The sequence below is a fragment of the Gammaproteobacteria bacterium genome, assembly GCA_013214945.1.
Classification (GTDB): domain Bacteria; phylum Pseudomonadota; class Gammaproteobacteria; order Enterobacterales; family Psychrobiaceae; genus Psychrobium.
In genome coordinates this window covers 58,129-74,788 of record JABSRT010000019.1, presented here as the reverse complement: position 1 = coordinate 74,788, position 16,660 = coordinate 58,129, and the positions used below count along the sequence as shown (strand labels likewise).

The 16,660-nt window shown below is 43.4% G+C and carries 16 protein-coding genes; 6 read left to right on the top strand and 10 right to left on the bottom strand.

All coding sequences use genetic code 11. The features are described from left to right. Positions 1 to 29: 29 nt before the first annotated feature. The 6 genes from aroC (at position 30) to HRU23_14730 (ending at position 6,604) form a co-directional block, all read left to right on the top strand. The gene (aroC, locus tag HRU23_14755; protein NRA55401.1) at positions 30 to 1,130 is read left to right on the top strand and encodes a chorismate synthase; all 1,101 of its coding nucleotides are present in this window, start codon (positions 30 to 32) and stop codon (positions 1,128 to 1,130) included. Positions 1,131 to 1,146: 16 nt separating this feature from the next. Next, a complete protein-coding gene (locus HRU23_14750; GenBank protein ID NRA55400.1) occupies positions 1,147 to 2,328 on the top strand; it encodes an MFS transporter in 1,182 nt (393 codons plus the stop codon). Next, on the top strand, positions 2,329 to 2,886 hold the full coding sequence (locus HRU23_14745; GenBank protein ID NRA55399.1) for an elongation factor P hydroxylase: 558 nt from the start codon (positions 2,329 to 2,331) through the stop codon (positions 2,884 to 2,886). Then, on the top strand, positions 2,883 to 4,031 hold the full coding sequence (locus HRU23_14740) for an ATP-NAD kinase family protein (GenBank protein ID NRA55398.1): 1,149 nt from the start codon (positions 2,883 to 2,885) through the stop codon (positions 4,029 to 4,031). The genes HRU23_14745 and HRU23_14740 overlap by 4 nt, the downstream gene beginning before the upstream one ends. After that, positions 4,031 to 4,300, top strand: coding sequence for a YfcL family protein (locus HRU23_14735; GenBank protein ID NRA55397.1), 270 nt, complete (start codon positions 4,031 to 4,033; stop codon positions 4,298 to 4,300). Before HRU23_14740 ends, HRU23_14735 begins: the two co-directional genes overlap by 1 nt. 201 nt (positions 4,301 to 4,501) lie before the next feature. Then, a complete protein-coding gene (locus tag HRU23_14730) occupies positions 4,502 to 6,604 on the top strand; it encodes an EAL domain-containing protein (GenBank protein NRA55396.1) in 2,103 nt (700 codons plus the stop codon). Here HRU23_14730 and HRU23_14725 read toward each other — a convergent pair. From HRU23_14725 to HRU23_14680, 10 genes are all read right to left on the bottom strand, one after another. Next, complete coding sequence (locus HRU23_14725; GenBank protein ID NRA55395.1) at positions 6,585 to 7,019, bottom strand: hypothetical protein; 435 nt, start codon at positions 7,017 to 7,019, stop codon at positions 6,585 to 6,587. The two genes, HRU23_14730 and HRU23_14725, sit on opposite strands and share 20 nt — an antisense overlap. Beyond that, the gene (locus HRU23_14720; GenBank protein NRA55394.1) at positions 7,019 to 8,239 is read right to left on the bottom strand and encodes a hypothetical protein; all 1,221 of its coding nucleotides are present in this window, start codon (positions 8,237 to 8,239) and stop codon (positions 7,019 to 7,021) included. Before HRU23_14720 ends, HRU23_14725 begins: the two co-directional genes overlap by 1 nt. Before the next feature lie 399 nt (positions 8,240 to 8,638). Beyond that, positions 8,639 to 9,022, bottom strand: a complete 384-nt coding sequence (locus tag HRU23_14715) for a transporter substrate-binding domain-containing protein (protein NRA55393.1) — start codon at positions 9,020 to 9,022, stop codon at positions 8,639 to 8,641. Between the two features lie 185 nt (positions 9,023 to 9,207). Further along, complete coding sequence (locus HRU23_14710; protein ID NRA55392.1) at positions 9,208 to 9,966, bottom strand: DUF3379 family protein; 759 nt, start codon at positions 9,964 to 9,966, stop codon at positions 9,208 to 9,210. Further along, positions 9,953 to 10,492 (bottom strand): sigma-70 family RNA polymerase sigma factor, encoded by a 540-nt coding sequence (locus HRU23_14705; GenBank protein ID NRA55391.1) that lies wholly within the window; start codon positions 10,490 to 10,492, stop codon positions 9,953 to 9,955. The genes HRU23_14710 and HRU23_14705 overlap by 14 nt, the downstream gene beginning before the upstream one ends. Before the next feature lie 26 nt (positions 10,493 to 10,518). Beyond that, a complete protein-coding gene (locus tag HRU23_14700) occupies positions 10,519 to 12,201 on the bottom strand; it encodes a protein BatD (protein NRA55390.1) in 1,683 nt (560 codons plus the stop codon). Next, a complete protein-coding gene (locus HRU23_14695; GenBank protein NRA55389.1) occupies positions 12,195 to 14,183 on the bottom strand; it encodes a VWA domain-containing protein in 1,989 nt (662 codons plus the stop codon). Before HRU23_14695 ends, HRU23_14700 begins: the two co-directional genes overlap by 7 nt. Then, the gene (locus tag HRU23_14690; protein NRA55388.1) at positions 14,180 to 15,247 is read right to left on the bottom strand and encodes a VWA domain-containing protein; all 1,068 of its coding nucleotides are present in this window, start codon (positions 15,245 to 15,247) and stop codon (positions 14,180 to 14,182) included. Before HRU23_14690 ends, HRU23_14695 begins: the two co-directional genes overlap by 4 nt. Then, entirely contained in the window at positions 15,240 to 15,728 is a 489-nt protein-coding gene (locus HRU23_14685) for a DUF4381 domain-containing protein (GenBank protein NRA55387.1), read from the bottom strand. The genes HRU23_14690 and HRU23_14685 overlap by 8 nt, the downstream gene beginning before the upstream one ends. After that, the gene (locus HRU23_14680; protein ID NRA55386.1) at positions 15,725 to 16,660 is read right to left on the bottom strand and encodes a DUF58 domain-containing protein; all 936 of its coding nucleotides are present in this window, start codon (positions 16,658 to 16,660) and stop codon (positions 15,725 to 15,727) included. Before HRU23_14680 ends, HRU23_14685 begins: the two co-directional genes overlap by 4 nt.

Below are 16,660 nucleotides of genomic sequence, written 5' to 3'. Positions count from 1 at the left end.
AATTGTTGGTAAGAATATAAGGAACAGGTATGTCAGGTAATAGTATTGGTAAGTTATTTAGTATCACAACCTTTGGTGAAAGTCATGGGATCGCACTGGGTTGCACCATTGATGGGTGCCCACCGGGTATAGAGTTAAGTGAGTCTGACCTACAGGGTGATTTAGACCGACGCAAGCCTGGCACCTCAAAGTTTACTACGGCACGACGAGAAGACGACAAAGTTAAAATTTTGTCAGGTGTATTTGAAGGTAAAACTACCGGTACGCCAATTGGGCTGTTAATTGAAAATGCTGACCAGCGTTCTAAAGACTATGGCAACATTAAAGACCAATTTCGTCCGGGTCATGCCGACTATACTTACCAACAAAAATATGGCATCCGCGATTACCGTGGCGGCGGTCGTTCTTCGGCGCGTGAAACCGCGATGCGTGTTGCCGCTGGCGCGGTAGCAAAAAAATATTTAAAGCAGCAGTTTGGCATTGAAATTCGTGGTTACTTATCACAAATCGGCGATATTAAGATTGAAAAAGTAGATTTCGATTTAATTGAAACCAATCCATTCTTTTGCCCAGACAGTGACAAGCTTGAAGCGATGGAGCAATTGATCCGCAACCTTAAAAAAGAGGGCGATTCGATTGGCGCTAAGGTTACTGTTGAAGCGCATAACGTGCCAGTTGGTTTAGGCGAGCCTATTTTTGACCGACTTGATGCTGAATTAGCCCATAGTTTGATGAGCATTAATGCGGTTAAAGGGGTTGAAATCGGTGATGGTTTTGCTGTGGTCAGTCAAAAAGGCTCAGAACATCGTGATTTGATGACTAAAGAGGGCTTTTTATCGAACCATGCTGGTGGCGTACTTGGTGGCATATCTTCTGGTCAGCCGATTGTCGCTCATATTGCGATGAAACCAACGTCGAGCATCACTAAACCCGGTCCGAGTGTTGATAAACATGGTACCGAAATTGAATTAGTCACTAAAGGACGTCACGATCCCTGTGTTGGTCTGCGAGCGGTACCAATTGCCGAAGCGATGATGGCTATTACGTTGATGGATCATTTATTGCGTCACCGGGCTCAAAATTATGATGTTACCTTAACGACTCCTGCGTACAGCATGGCACCACGCTAAGTTCGTGGCAGTTAGCTTGCCTGCACCTAGCCAGCGTTCGGCGCTTGCTGGGTGTTATTTTTTCTTCTTTGCGTTATTAGGTCTGATAGTTCCCTATTGGGGCTTATTTCTTAGTAAGCAAGGTTTTAATTCAGCCCAAATTGGTGAATTGCTCGCGGTGTTTATGGCGACACGTATTGTCATGCCAACGTTGTGGGCGATATTAGCTGATCGCTCTGGCGAACGGATTCAGGTTGTGCGGCTCGGATCATTGTGCTCGTTGGTGCTATTTTTAGGCTTCTTTTATCAAGGCGGATATTGGTGGTTGGCACTAATTCTTGGGCTATATGCCTCGTTTTGGAGCGCTATATTACCGCAACTCGAAGTGATTACTTTAGCTAGCTTAGGAAAAAACAGCCAAGATTATAGTAAAATCAGAATGTGGGGCAGCCTTGGTTTTATCGTCATAGTGACATTAGCTGGCGTGATTTTTGATCACTTTGGCGTGCAATGGATTATTCCACTGGGTGTTGGTTTATTGGCCATGTTAGTGCTGACTTGTTTTTCGATTACCCATTGTGAGCCGCCTGAACCTCTAAGCCAAGAGATTTCAATTTGGCAGCTCCTAAAGCAACCTAATATTTTGTTATTTTTTGCCGCAAATCTGTTGCTGCAAATTAGTCATGGCCCTTATTACAACTTTTTTGTGCTGTATCTTAATGACCATGGTTTTAGCGAAACCACTGCTGGTTTACAAATTGCACTTGGTGTTGCCGCTGAAATCGTTATTTTTGGCTGTTGTGCCACGTTAATTCGCTGGTTTGGCGCCAAGCAATTGTTGTTATTAAGTATGTTGCTTACGGTATTGCGTTGGGCATTGATGCCATGGGTTATCGACAATATTTGGTGGCTTAGTGTGACTCAGTTATTACATGCCGCTAGTTTTGGTTCGGCCCATGCTGCTTCGATGGTGTTTGTTCATCAGTGGTTTAAAGGTAAATATCGTGGTCGCGGTCAAGCATTGTATGCGTCTGTTGCATTTGGCATTGGTGGCACCATTGGTGCATTGGGCGCCGGATACTTATGGCAACAAGGCATGGGATCGACCCAAACGTGGTTGTTTGCTTCGGCGGCGGCGGGGCTGGCATTTTTAGCCGTTTGCCTGATACAATTGCCCGCAATAAAGACCTCAGTTACTGCGCCTGACGGAAATACCTAGATGCAACATCGTTACCAAGATTTAATCGCTATTTTTAACCGTGCTTTTTTAGACTCACACAACACCGAGTTAGTTAAAGGTGATGATGAACCAATTTATTTACCCGCTGATGCCAAGCGGCAACACCATCAAATTGTGTTTGCACACGGCTATTTTGCCAGCGCATTGCATGAAATTTCACACTGGCTGGTAGCCGGCGACGCCCGGCGCTTACTGGAAGATTTCGGCTATTGGTATTGTCCCGACGGGCGCGACCAAGCCACTCAGCTGAAATTTGAACAAGTAGAAATAAAACCGCAGGCGATTGAGTGGGCGCTGGCAACAGCCTGTGGTTTTAAATTTAATGTCAGCAGCGATAATCTCGATGGCTGGCAAAGTGACCGAGTACAGTTTCAGCAGCTTGTTCATTACAAAGTCCTTGAGTTAGTTACGCAAGGATTTAATCAACGGACAACAATGTTGCTAAAGTGCTTGGCCGATTTTTACCATACTGGTCCGCAGACTGCGAGCAGTTTTGATTATCTGCCGAGCAAGCCTGAGTTTTTGGAGAGTTTATGAGTTTAACCATTGGACTGATTATTAATCCTGTTGCTGGTTTGGGTGGTTCTGTTGCGCTAAAGGGCAGCGACAATGTTGCTGAGCTTGCGCTTGAACGTGGCGCCAGTGCTAAAGCAAATGAAAGAGCAATTCAAGCGCTGAGTATTTTACAGCCGTACAGTGATAATCTGTTAGTGATTACAGCACCTAGCTTAATGGGCCAAAGTTTATGCCAATCATTAGGGTTTAAGCACCAAGTGGTGACAGGTGATGGCAGTGAAAATGTCACCGCTGATCTACTTAATACCAGTGAGCAAGACACCATTAATGCTGCGCTGGCGATAAAAGAGCAGGGTGTTGATTTACTGGTTTTTGTTGGCGGTGATGGCACTGCGCGCAACATTTATTGTGCGGTTGGTGACGATTTTCCGGTGCTGGGCATTCCGGCTGGGGTAAAAATTCATTCCAGTGTTTATGCGGTGACACCGGTAGCGGCAGGTAAAGTTCTTGAATTGTTGATAACCAACCAATTAGTGACCTTAATGGACGCTGATGTGATGGACATTGACGAAAACTTATTCCGTCAGGGCCAAGTCAAGGCGCGTCGCTACGGCGAAATGCAAGTTCCTGCTGAATTAAGATATATGCAAGCCGTTAAAATGGGTGGTAAAGAGTCAGACGAATTAGTGTTGGCTGATATTGCTGCTGATGTCATTAATCAAATGGATGAGCAACTCTTTGTGATTGGCTCTGGTTCAACTACTGAATTTTTGATGGCTGAGTTAGGGTTAGAAAACACCTTGCTTGGCGTTGATTTAGTCCATGATCAACAGTTGGTTGCTAGTGATGTCACCGAGGCACAATTGCTGGCGAAAATTTCGAATTTCTCACAAGTTAAATTAGTGATTACCTTAATTGGTGGTCAGGGCCATATTTTTGGTCGTGGGAACCAGCAGCTTAGCCCCCAGGTTATTCGCGCTATTGGCCGCGAGAACATTATTATCATCGCGACAAAAACCAAACTAGAGGCACTTAATAACCGGCCATTGATTGTGGACACCGGCGATAGTGAATTAGATAACGCGCTAGCTGGTTATATAAAGGTAACCACTGGCTACAACGATTACGTGATGTATCAAATACAAAATCCAGAGAGGGTAGTTTAATGCAGTTAGAACAAGTTGAAATAACCATTAATGATTTTATTTCGTTGATTGTCGAACAAGGCAGCGATGACCAAATGTTTGCTAGTGGTTATTTACAAGGCCACCTTGACTTAATATTGCAAGGTTGTTTACAACAAAAACAGAGCTTTGAACAGTTTTTGGGCCAGATGGAGCAAAGTTTAAATAAGGCTTATTTGAGTAATGAATTAGCCCAACCAGATCGGTTATTAGTACAAAACTGTTGGTTACAATTGCAAAGTGAGTTTTAATATAATTAACCAGCAGCGATGTTGATCAGTTAATGACTGTTTATTTGGCCAAATATTGAGCGCTAAGTGGTGGTCGTTACAGCAAGTGCAGAGAATGATTAGGTGTATATCGAGAAAAATTAATCAATACTCAATGTAGTTGGGTAGAAAAGTTGTAGTAAAAGTTTTTATAGTAGTAAATTGGTTAGGAATATAGAATAAATGGTAAAATTGAGCTTTAAAAATAAGCTGTTTGCACTGACGTTTTGTGCAATAGGCGCTTGTGCTATTGCGATCGTGGCTCTGACCATGACCGAACATGCTCGATTGGTTAAATTAAACTCAACCGCCGATTTGACGGCATTGAGCCAAAATACCGCAGAAGATTTGTTACAGTATCTCGCGTTAGAAAATCCCGATGAGTTAGCTATTACCAGTGCTATCCTTAAATTCGAACGTTATAGTCATATCAAGTCAACTCAGGTGTATGATCACAAATTTAACCTTGTTGCACAATTTATCAATCCGCAGGCTTTCACTGGCCTAGTTAAGTTACCGAAAACCCGGACTAAGGCCGAGCTTAACCCGGGTATTGTTCAACATGACAATGAAACGACAACTATTACGCTTATTGGTGATGATAAGTTCGAATTAGGCTATCTGGTGGTGGTACTCGACTTTACCGAACAATTAAGCGCCAGCGAACAACAATTTTACAATCAGTTAATCCCCTTAGTAATCATAGTTTTAGTGCTTACATTTATATTGGTTCATTGGTTGCAATCTGATTTAATCAGGCCGCTGCTTAGCTTAAGTCAAATTGTCGATAGGGTACGAAACACGTCAGACTACAGCCTGCGGTTTGGCCACCGAGGCTCTGATGAAATAGCGCAACTGGGTGCTAATTTTAACGAAATGTTAAGTACCATCGATCAGCAAAATAAACTCACGGTTGCACACAACCTTGCCTTAGAGAAACAGCAAAAATCATTAGAATATCTTGCTAATTATGATCAGCTAACTAAATTACCAAACCGCAAGTTATTTCAGGAATTGCTCAAGCAAGAGCTTAGTCGTTTACGGCGTGACAAAACTGAGCTAGCAGTGATGTTTATTGACCTTGATGATTTTAAAATGGTTAATGACACGTTAGGCCATCAAGTCGGGGACTTATTGTTACATGCAGTGGCAATAAGACTGCAAGAGCAGCTGCGTGATTGTGATATTTTAGCCCGACTTGGTGGTGATGAATTTGTCATAGTTACAACCGGTTTAGTTAATGAAATTCAGGCAATTACTGTTGCTGAGCGTATTTTAAAAGAGTTTAAGGCGGCATTTTCCATTGAAAAATGGCAAGTAGGTTCAGGCTTGAGTATTGGCATTGCGTTTAGTGATGGCGATAAGATCGATCTTACCTCACTGATTAGTAATGCCGATTTAGCCATGTATCGTGCTAAAAATTCGGGGCGTGGTTGTTATGCTATTTACGAAGACGAAATGCAAAGTAATCAGCATCGGCGGCTTAACATTGTTAATGAGCTTGAGAGCGCGCTAGCCGGGGATGAATTTGAACTTTACTATCAGCCCAAGGTTTGTCCGTACCGTGGTGTGGTCGGACTGGAAGCGCTGATTCGGTGGAATAGCCGATTTGATGGTTTCATTTCTCCTGCTGAATTTATTCCTATTGCTGAGCACTGCGGCAAGGTTCATGATATTACCTGTTGGGTACTTACGCGCGGTTTTGCTCAAACTGAAATTATTAATCAACAAGGCGGCTTAAACTTAGTTTGTTCGTTTAATATTTCAGCCCATGATATAACCAAGAAAGGCTTTATTGACTTTATCCGTAATCTTTTGAAACAGCACCAATCAATCTCAAATCAGGTTGAATTTGAGGTGACGGAATCATCTTATATTGAAAACTTCGAAACAGCGCATGCCTTTTTTGAAGAGATAGAGAAGCTAAATTGTAATATTGCCCTGGACGATTTTGGGACCGGATATTCCTCGTTAAGTTATTTAACCCAAATAAAGGCAGATATCCTAAAAATTGATCAGCAATTTGTCCGTAAAATGTTTGAGTCGGAGCGAGAGCGGCTGATCGTCGATGCCATTATTAACTTAGCGAAAAACCTAAAATTAAAAATCTGTGCAGAAGGGGTCGAAACTATCGAGCAATATCAATACTTATCCGATCTTGGATGTGACCAAATACAGGGATATTATTTTTCGCCGCCAGTACCTTTTGATAAAGTACTGGAGACAATTGATAACATTCATCAAAAACATCAATTTGATGCACTTGTTAATGTCGAGGATAAATAACTTTAAGGGTAGGGGGTAGCACCGTGTTTGCCGCGAAATAACCAATGCTATATGGATTATTAATGAGGTAATCCATCGTCAGCTTTGATGTAGCAAGTACTACCGGCGCTTTTCCTCGACCTGAAAATTGCATCTGTGCCCAAAATGATCGTACCCTTGCTTCGGACAAACCAAGCACTTTTATGTGAAATAGTTGTCTCGTTTTGTTGCCATGAGGCAGAGTCACTGCATGTTTATTTTGCATGCCTGAGGCATTCATGCCGAGATAAATCTTTTTTATTTGCTGCAAACTGAAATTAGGAGACTCGATACTCGTAACTACAATAATATCGACATTTATGTTGTCGTTAGATGTGACTATTGAGGGCCAGCCAATCATTAACAGCGTAAGCAGAAGAATTCGTTTATTGAACATTAAAATACCCACTCAAAACCGACCATCAATACGGTATCGTTCGTTGCCGGGACTGGAGTTTCAGTTCGATAACTAATGCGGCTTACATCGGCTTTTAAAGCCATGTTGGCGGCGAAATCCCAGCGAGTTCCTACGGTGACACTGTGGCGCTGGCCCGAAACACGTAAATCGATTAATTCCTGATAAATCGCGCGTACCATAGCGTACTGTGGTGCCGTAGATATTGTATTTGTCATCAACTTAAGGCTGTCTTTTAGATTAGCTTGGGTGATGTGGAATAAAAAATCATTTAACTGATAACCCAACGTAAGATAATAGCTAGTCGAGGTCGGGATTAAGACTAAGTCGTGTTTGTAGTGGGTCCATTCACCTTTGATAAAATAATCTAACCGATCATAACTAAAGCCCAGTTGGCTAAAGGTATAGGATCCTTTTAATTCAACATCATCAATTAACGATCCCAGTTGAACTGGCTCAAAATACTGCCGTAACTCGTTAAAAGACGGCTGAAACCTCGGTTGAGAATGGTTTAGTTTGCCGATATTAATCGCCGCGCGCATGGTTAAATTATCGAATGTTGTTTGAACCGAAAAACCAGCAAGATAATCTAATTCGACATCGCTGATCCGGTTGTCTTGAACGATTGGACCATTAAATGTGCCAGCATAGGCTTCAAGGACAGTGCTGGCATAGTCATAATCGAAACTTCGAATGACATTGATGCCATCGTAATGGCTGAAAAAGTAAGAAGCATAAACTTCTGATGGAGGCACAATCCAAGGGTAGGCATATCCAACATCTAATACATCACTGTAGTTAAAAAAAGGCGTCCGTAATTGGCCTAGTTTAATTCGGGTGGTGGCGCTGGCTTGATAATTTAGATAAAGCCACTCGAGTCCAGACTCTTTGTTGTCGTTAAGGTAACCGACAATTTGTGATGTTAACGCTAAATTGGGAGCAATTTGCCAATCGGCTTGCAGTGCAATTAAGCTGTTGTTTTTTATCGTCGCGTTACTATTATATTCTTGAACATAAGTATTATCGTATTGTGATACACCAGCGATTAAACGGCCAAAGCCACTAAATTGTAAGGAGGACTGTTGTTGTGCCTGCGTTGTAAAAGTGAAAGCTAATATTAAGGTGGCGATTGTAAAAGTATATTTAACGGCTGGCACAATTAAGGCCCATAGAGGTAATAATTTGAAAAATTGGCGTAGCATAGTTTGGCCTTAGTATAAAATAGCCCAGAATAGTAAGTGGCGATTGTAATAAAAAAATAACAAGGAACTAATATTCTACGTTGTTTTTAGAGTCAGTGATAATAATTTATTATTGATCCATATAACTGTAACTTCAATAAAATTATCTGTTTAACCAACCTAATGTGTTGATTGTATTTTACAGCTTAGATCACGCCACGTATTTTGGATTAACAACGCACCACGATGACTGTGGCGGCCGTGGCATAAAGGTAAATTCATTTAGTTTATCAAGCTAATTATTGAGACTTTATATCGGCTTGAATTAGATCACAAATTCGGTGCCGGTGCCGATGCCGACAGTACTGTGGCATTCAATCTTGCCGTTGAGTCGATTGGTCACAATGTTATAGATAATATTTAAACCAAGATCACTGCCGCCAAAATACCGTCAATATATTTTAATACATTAAATGAGCGCCGCTCATCTGAACTTTGATCAACTCGGTTTGACTTATGCAGGATAAGGCGGTGTGAATATTCCTGTTCAACCAAGCCGACAATGCTCAATTGTGAAAAGTAGCGTTCTAACTGATAGATCACAACGGCAAAGTGACCTATGAACGCATCAGCTTTGCCTTGCGAGACTAACGTTAAGGCTTCAAACACCGTATCAGTGGTAATGATGTTAAAATTTTGGTCGAGCGATTTTATATAACTATGGGCGGCGAACCCTTTAGGTAACACCAGCGTCTTATCTGTTAGATCGTCGACTGTGGCAACAAAAGGCGCATTATTTTTCATGACAATGGTCAGTTTTAATACGGGTATAAAACCATGTCGAGCATTTAAGTTGGCGGCGAGCAGGGACATTAGCAGGGGGGATTAGAGGGTTAACAGATATCGAAGCTACGCGACCACACTGGTGTGTTTGGTCACGCAACCGTTGATGGATTATTCAAGTTAATCCGTTTACTTAAATAGAGTACTTAAATGTTCCAGTGGATTGCCTGGTCTATTTTTTGTTGGAATGGTGCTAGCTTTTCATTTTTTAAGCCAACAATCATCATGTATGCGTCGTTATATTCGTGGCCAATGCCTTGATAAGTCGCGTTACTATATTGTGATTGTAATTCAAACTTTGAACTTTTTGGCACAATAAATACGTTAATCGGACCTTGTTTGCCAGCGAACACTAAATGCAGACTGCTGATACCATCAAAGCTACAGCCATTAAACCAGGTCAGGTTAGATAGGTCGTCACTAAATTTGGCGCCAAAAGATGCTAAGCGGTAGTTCACACTATCAATACTTGGCCGCTCGTTGATTACACCAGCAAAACTTGCTCCATGTTCGGAGTGGGCTAGGGCATGAGTTGATAAATCAGGATGAAGAAATTGCTGATTTTGCAACACAGTAAATGAAACTGCAGCAATGGCAAACGAAGCAGCGATAGCAAAAACACGCCCGAATCGATTATTTTTTTTAGCAGGAAGCTCTGGTGTCATTGTTGGTTCAACCGATTCAATCGGCTGTTCAGATTTAGTATTACAGATATCTAGTAAACTATTAGTAAGCTGTTGACTTGGCTGTGGCATATCAAACAGAAAACTTAACTCACTATCGAGCTGCTGTGTTTGTTCAACCTGGCCAGCAAGTGCTGGATCAGCGGCGATGGCTGCAAGAAATTCATGATCCTGACAATTAGGATCTGCTGCCGCGATGCGATAGTGCTTATTGTGCGTCATTTAGCTTCTCCTGTGAGTCTGAATTCATCATTAATTTAAGCTGGTTTTTGGCCCGAAATAAACGAGTCATTACCGTGTTTTTATTCAGGTCGAGCAACTCTGCAATTTCTTCACCACTAAAGCCGGCTATTATTTGCAGCATTAACGGCTCGCGGTACTCGCTGGCCAACATCATTATCGCTCGTCTAAGTTGGCGTTGTTGCTGGCTACTTTCATTGTCTGAATCATGATCTACTAGTTCTTCGGTATCTATATCAACTAATTGCAATTGTTTACGTTCAAAACGTCGAGCATTTTCACGGCGTAAAATAGTAATTAACCAAGATTTAGCCGCCTTAATTTCGTTAAGTTGGTCAATGGCTCGCCATGCTCTTAAAAAGGTTTCTTGTAATATATCCTCGGCGACTTGCCTGTCACCCGTTAACCAGTAGGCATAACGAAACAAGTCACCTTGGTATGTAGTTACCAATGATTGGTATTTTTGTTTTAAAACCTGCTCTTTATTCAAGACCGTATGACCTTCTATTAAATTTCAAGTCGAGTAAAATATTATTATTTATGCTCACTAGGATAAAGTGAATCTGATTTTTGTGTTGCAGAACTTTGTATTTTTATTAATTTTAAACAGTGAGTTAATAAATCATTACAGTCACAATTAATCGGTTGCTGTTGATAACAGTTGGTCATTAATTGTTGATACGCTAGGTGTAAGGCCGGCGCGACGGTTGTGACCTGTTGTGGGTCAATAGATAACTGTTTGAGCCACAATGGCATTAGCCTGATCACTTGTTGTGGTTGATTATGTTGCAATGCAATTTTTAACTCGGGCCAGTATTTAGTGTTGTTGGTCTTAGGTAACGGATTCACTATTGGTGAATGCGATAGTGCGACCGTTCTGCGTAGCCGAATATAAAGTCCAAGTAGTATGATACATAATAGAATTAGCAATAGACAGGTAAACTGCCAATAGATGAGAGTGTGTCTGCCCGGTGTAAGTTGCGCACTTGCACCGGCGGAAGATGGTTTATGGTCTTGTTCCTGAGCCTGGACTACACCACTAAGCTCCGGTTGGGGAGCTAACTGTGGCTGGTTAATGGGATTAGCAATAACTGTTATTTGCTGTCCGGCCACAATAGCCCATTCGATTTGACCCGTTGCCGCATTTAACCACGGAATTTTTACCGCCGGTAAGGTAAATTGACCCGGCTTCGTTGGGATCATCGCTATTTTTTGAATCAACTGTGAAATCACCACGCCGTCTTGGGTTATTGTCTGGGTCACTGGTTTGTCAGGGTAGGCCTGAAATGAATCTGGCAGTTTAGCGCTTAACTGCGGTAATTGTTCTTCTGCGATATTGGTTGCTGTTAAGGTTAGAGTGCGAGTGATGGGTTCTCCGACGGTAAAGCTTTTAGGCGTTGGCCATTGCTCCTGCAAGGCGACCACGTCACTGACTAACCACTGTCCGGGGAAATTATTGGGGATTGCCTTAACGGTGAGAGTTTGATTTTCAGTTAATAAAGTGACGGGTTTTGAGCGCCCATTATTGAAAAAGTCGCGTTGCCCCACTTGAATGTCGCCACGAAAAATACTGCCTTGCAAGGTAAAGCTGCCTGATTCGGTTGGGCGGATTGCATACGTGCGGGTAAATACGCGATAGCGGCGACCATTAATTATTTCAGTGGTGTCAATGTCTTCTCCGATCTGCGAAATTTGCGCAGTGGCAAGTTCAGGCGGATGCAACTGAGCGCGTTGCAAAGTAACTCCAATCGACAATTTTACTTGATAGGTAATATGTTGCCCAACGTAGACGTTCGTGCTAGCAAGCTTTGCTTCAAGGATTACATCTTGGTTGGTTTGATTAGGGGTCGTTGACACTTTCACAACATTGAGTTTAATTGGCGCGCTGCTGATATTATTTAGGGTAAAAGACGGGATAGTGAATTGGCCCGTGGTCCGTGCAATTAAGTGAATATTCCAACTTGTTTGGCGTTTTTGCCTACCATTGATAGCCTGCATGGTGCGGCTGATATTGGTTTGGCCGACAATGAATTGCTGCAGCAAGGCTGATGTGTCGAGATTGTTGGCATTAACATGATCGTCAGCAGTAATGGTTAACACGACAGTTTCGCCGACCATTGCAGGGTTGTGGTCAACCTTGGCTGTTAATGTACTAAGCGCCTGACTAAACGGTGAGATCATGATAAACAATAAAAAAATAGCTATGCGTGTTACCAATTGACGGTATCCTTTTTGATCGTGCGTTGCGAGTGGCGTTGCTGAGAAGCTCGCAGCAGCTTGCTTTTTAATAATAACGAAGGGTCATCAACAACTTTGCTTACTAGTTGATTCAACCGCTGTTGCTGTGCTTTAGTCAGTTGCTCATCATTAAATAATGGCGCGTTTAACTGATTATCTGTTTGCTGGTTATTGGTATTATCAGCTGCAGATTTATCATCGGTCATCGAAGGGTCTTCTCCTGCTGAGGGCTCTTCACCCGCTGAGGGCTCTTGCTCCGCTGAAGACTGTTCACCTGCTGAAGGTTCTTCGTTACTTGAAGGCTCATTACCAGTTGAAGACTTGTCACCGTCTGAAGATTGTTCATCCGCTGATGACTTTTCTCCTGCTGAAGGCTCTTGATCTGCTGAGGGCTCTTGCTGCTTGTTAGCGGAATCAGGGTTAGATTGTTGCTCAGATGATGATTCACCTTGCCCATTTTGACCCTCTTGTTGTTTTTTCTGCTGGTTGAGTTTCTTGGTCAATTCTAGGTTAGCTTTAGCGGCCTTGTGTTCTGGTTGCTGCGCCAAGACTTGCTGGTAGCGCTTAATTGCTTCGTCAAAACGTTGCAGCTGCGCCAAGCTATTTGCTTGATTATATAATGAATCAACCGTGGTATCGTCGCTGAAGGCTGTTAATGCGGCTTCATAATCACCATTGTTATAAAAACTGGCGCCTTGCCAGCTTTTATCATTAAATTGCTCAGCGGCCTCATTGTATGAACCCTGCTTATATTGGGCTAAAGCGCGTTGGTTGTCGTTGTGCCATAACTTATTCCATATTTGTTTCTGCCATGGCGCGCTGGCTTGTTTGAGATCGCTGTCATCTATCGGTAGCGCCGCGGAAGCTGGATCAGTTGCAGCAATCGCCGGCAGCGGTGGGCCCATTAATAACAGCGTCGTTATGCCGCACAGGGCATAGCTCGCTAATACGCCTTTACGAAAAAATAAGGCGGCGAACGGCAATATAAATAATAACAAATAGGGCCCTTGCTCGTACCAGTTGTCCCCTAATCGCTGTTGCTCCGACTGTTTAATCTTCTGGTTGTTTAACGATGCCTCAGCTTGCGGCAGTAAGTAGTTTATATCACGGCTGTTGTCGGTTATTTTGGTATAACGACCATCAAACTTAGTCGCTAATTCAATTAAGGGGGCAGGGTCTAAGCGAGGTACTACGATATTGCCTTGTTGGTCTTTTAGTAACTCACCATTAGGCAATTTTATGGGCGCGTCGACATTGCCAGCTATCGCCAATATGTTCAAATTAAACGAGGTTTTAGCCAGTAGTTTGGTGATTTTGCGCTGATCGGCACGGGTGATGCCATCGGTGACTAAATAAATGTCACCTTGGCTTTTATTGGTTTGCTCAAATAATTTAATCGCCTGCTTGATGCCTGATGCCGGATCACTACCGTATTCGGGCATAATGTCAGGGCTTAATGCTGGCAGCAGGTTTAGTAGGTTATTAACGTCCTCGGTCATCGGACTAATAACAAATGCGTCACCAGCATAAGCAACCAGTCCTGTTTCGCCTTCGTTGAAATTTTTGAGTAAATCAGACAGTTTAAACTTGGCCCGGGTTAATCGATTGGGCTTGATATCTGTGGTATACATCGACAGAGACATATCGATAACCACAATTTGAGCGCGATTGAGCTTAAACAGCGGCTGTGGTAGTTTTTGCCACGTCGGGCCCGCTAGCGCAATAATACCTAGCAACCAGATCAGCAATAAAATATGCCAAGGTAATTTGGTGGTTGTTTGCGCTTGATTGTCAATTAATAAGCTGGCCAAGTGCGGCGAGATCACTCGGTGCCATTGACCACGTTTTTGGGCGGCGTTTAATAGGCGTATATACAGCGCGACTGCGGGTATTAGCGCCAGCAGCCACCAAGGTCTGATAAAATGAAAATTGCTGATTAGTTGACTGACTAAATCACTCACACTAAACCCCCTTGGCGTAATCTAAGTGCTATACCAGCAAAGCTTAACAACAATGCCAATGCGAGCGGCCAATAAAATAAGGCACGACGTGGTCTTAGGATTTGTTGGCTCACTTCTATTTTCTCTAATTGGTCTAAATGTTGATAAATACGCTGCAGCTCGCGACTGTCGGTGGCGCGAAAATATTGGCCTTGAGTGGCCTGTGCTATCGCGGTTAATGCGCGTTCATCAATGCCTGAACCTTGATTGAAAAAACCACCACGACTGCGATTAGAGCCAACCCCAATGGTATAAATGGTCACTTGTTTGGCGATAGCCAATTCCAGTGCCTGTTCGAGGGACAAATTACCCGCGGTATTTTCACCATCGGTTAATAACACTAACACGCGATTGCTGTTGCCATTCTTCTTGTTGGTGCTAGAGGTGCTAGAGGTGCTGGTGCTAGAGTTATTGGTGTTAGTATTGTCGTCTTTATTATTAGTACTACTGGCGTTTTTGTCTCGGCGATCAAAACGTTTAACCGACAGCCCAATCGCATCACCAATAGCAGTGCGCTTACCTACCAGGCCTAATGAAGATTCGTCTAACAATTGCTTAACGGTCGCTAAATCAAACGTTAGTGGTGCTTGCACATAGGCGTTATCGGCAAATAATATAAGCCCAATTCGATCCCCTTGGCGTTGTTCAATAAATTTGGCCAGTACCGCTTTGACCATGGTTAAGCGGTCGACCCAACGGCCATTGAGTTCCATATCTGTTTCGGCCATTGAGGCCGACAAATCGACCGCTAAAATCAGCTCGCGTGCTTGAGTAGGCGAGGGCATCGGGTCACCTAACCAGAGCGGTCGCGCGCTGGCGATAACTAACAATAGCCAAACAACAGCTGCGAGCATTAAACGAGATCGGGTGTTGGTAACAACACTGGTAGTTTGCCCCGGAAAGCGATCTACATTAGCGACCCGCAATGCGGCGTTTGGTACGACCGGGCGGGCAGGCATTAGCCAATAAATAACAAGTGGCAGTGGCAAGCAAAGCAATAACCAAGGCCATGTAAATTCAAACATCTTTAAGTGCCTTTATTTTTCTACGTGAGAGCCCAGTGAACCAAGCAATGGCGACACCCTGAAATTTCTGTTGTTGCTCAATAGCTGCAGCATTATCTGCAGTATTGGCAAGCGCAGGGCGATAGAGCATCTCACAACAAAAATTGCAGGTTTGATGATGCTCTGGCGCTAAATTTCGGTTTAAAAACTGTGACCAGCTGGCGCCGCTTAAATTAGCGACACTGTCACGCGGGAAATAATGCAACGCCGTTATTTTTAACAGCCGATTAAGTTGGTCTGGGCACTGGGTTTGTTTGACCTGACGCAGGTTATGGCGTTTAACAGCCTCAAAACGCCAATAGCTAACAAGGGTTTTAATGCTGATGACCAGTACCGTAATGACTAGTAGCATTAATAGCCACCAACCAATAGCGGGTGGCCAAGCACCGGGTTCGGTCGGCAATATGAGCGGCTGCAGTTGGTCCAGTGGTGACGGGGTCATTGCTGTGGCCTCTTGATTTGCGCCAGCAGCGGTAAATGGCTACTAAAATGAATGGTCGTAATGTTGAGCTTTTGCAGTAAGGTCATTTGTTGTTGCTGATGATTAAGCGCGTTACGTTGATACTCACTGCGCTGTTTAGGGTTAACCATAAACTGGTGCCGAATTTCGCCGTCGGTTACCGCGAATGAGCCACTGAGATCGCTAGGTAGCTGATGGTCAATCGGGTCATCAATTTGACAAGCAATGATTTCGTTGTGGCGGCCCAAATGCTGTAATTGCTTAACGGCTTTGTCACTTATCTGGTTAAAATCGGAGATTAAAAACACCAAACTGCCGGGTTTTACCACACGGCGTAAGCGACTGCAGCTTTGTTCAAAGCTGTTGCCGCCAGTTTGGTTGGTTTTAAAATGTGCTAATCCTTGATTATGGATCCTGACCAAGTAATCAATCAGCGCCAAAGCGCCGTGGTGACGGTTGCGTGGTTTTAATTCGCGGTGTTCAAGGCTATTACATAATAAAGCGCCAATTCGGTCACCGTTGGCGACAGCCGACCAGCCAATTAATGCCGCAACATGGCAGGCCTGAATCGATTTTAGCAACAGCTGCGAGCCAAAATACAAATTAGGGTTAAGGTCAACCATCACATAAACTGGCCGTTCGCGCTCTTCCCGGTATATTTTGGTATGCACTTTACCGGTTCGTGCGGTGACCCGCCAATCAATCGCACGGATATCATCGCCAATCTGATAATGGCGGGCTTCTTCAAATTCCATGCCGCGGCCTTTGGTTTTAGCCAGCAGGGTACCTGCCATGTGCGACTTGATATGGCGACGCTTTGACAGGTCAATTAGCGCATTTCGACCCCGATAATCTAATAGCTCTTTATGGCACAAGGAGACACCGTTGCTAAAGGGGGGTAATTCAAGCTTCAT

Coding starts and splice junctions, on each gene's coding strand:
- aroC (NRA55401.1), top strand. CDS start 30: ATGTCAGGTAATAGTATTGGTAAGTTATTTAGTATCACAACCTTTGGT.
- HRU23_14685 (NRA55387.1), bottom strand. CDS start 15,728: ATGACCCCGTCACCACTGGACCAACTGCAGCCGCTCATATTGCCGACC.
- HRU23_14740 (NRA55398.1), top strand. CDS start 2,883: ATGAGTTTAACCATTGGACTGATTATTAATCCTGTTGCTGGTTTGGGT.
- HRU23_14725 (NRA55395.1), bottom strand. CDS start 7,019: ATGTTCAATAAACGAATTCTTCTGCTTACGCTGTTAATGATTGGCTGG.
- HRU23_14710 (NRA55392.1), bottom strand. CDS start 9,966: ATGACGCACAATAAGCACTATCGCATCGCGGCAGCAGATCCTAATTGT.
- HRU23_14735 (NRA55397.1), top strand. CDS start 4,031: ATGCAGTTAGAACAAGTTGAAATAACCATTAATGATTTTATTTCGTTG.
- HRU23_14690 (NRA55388.1), bottom strand. CDS start 15,247: ATGTTTGAATTTACATGGCCTTGGTTATTGCTTTGCTTGCCACTGCCA.
- HRU23_14715 (NRA55393.1), bottom strand. CDS start 9,022: ATGAAAAATAATGCGCCTTTTGTTGCCACAGTCGACGATCTAACAGAT.
- HRU23_14680 (NRA55386.1), bottom strand. CDS start 16,660: ATGAAGCTTGAATTACCCCCCTTTAGCAACGGTGTCTCCTTGTGCCAT.
- HRU23_14745 (NRA55399.1), top strand. CDS start 2,329: ATGCAACATCGTTACCAAGATTTAATCGCTATTTTTAACCGTGCTTTT.
- HRU23_14730 (NRA55396.1), top strand. CDS start 4,502: ATGGTAAAATTGAGCTTTAAAAATAAGCTGTTTGCACTGACGTTTTGT.
- HRU23_14720 (NRA55394.1), bottom strand. CDS start 8,239: ATGCTACGCCAATTTTTCAAATTATTACCTCTATGGGCCTTAATTGTG.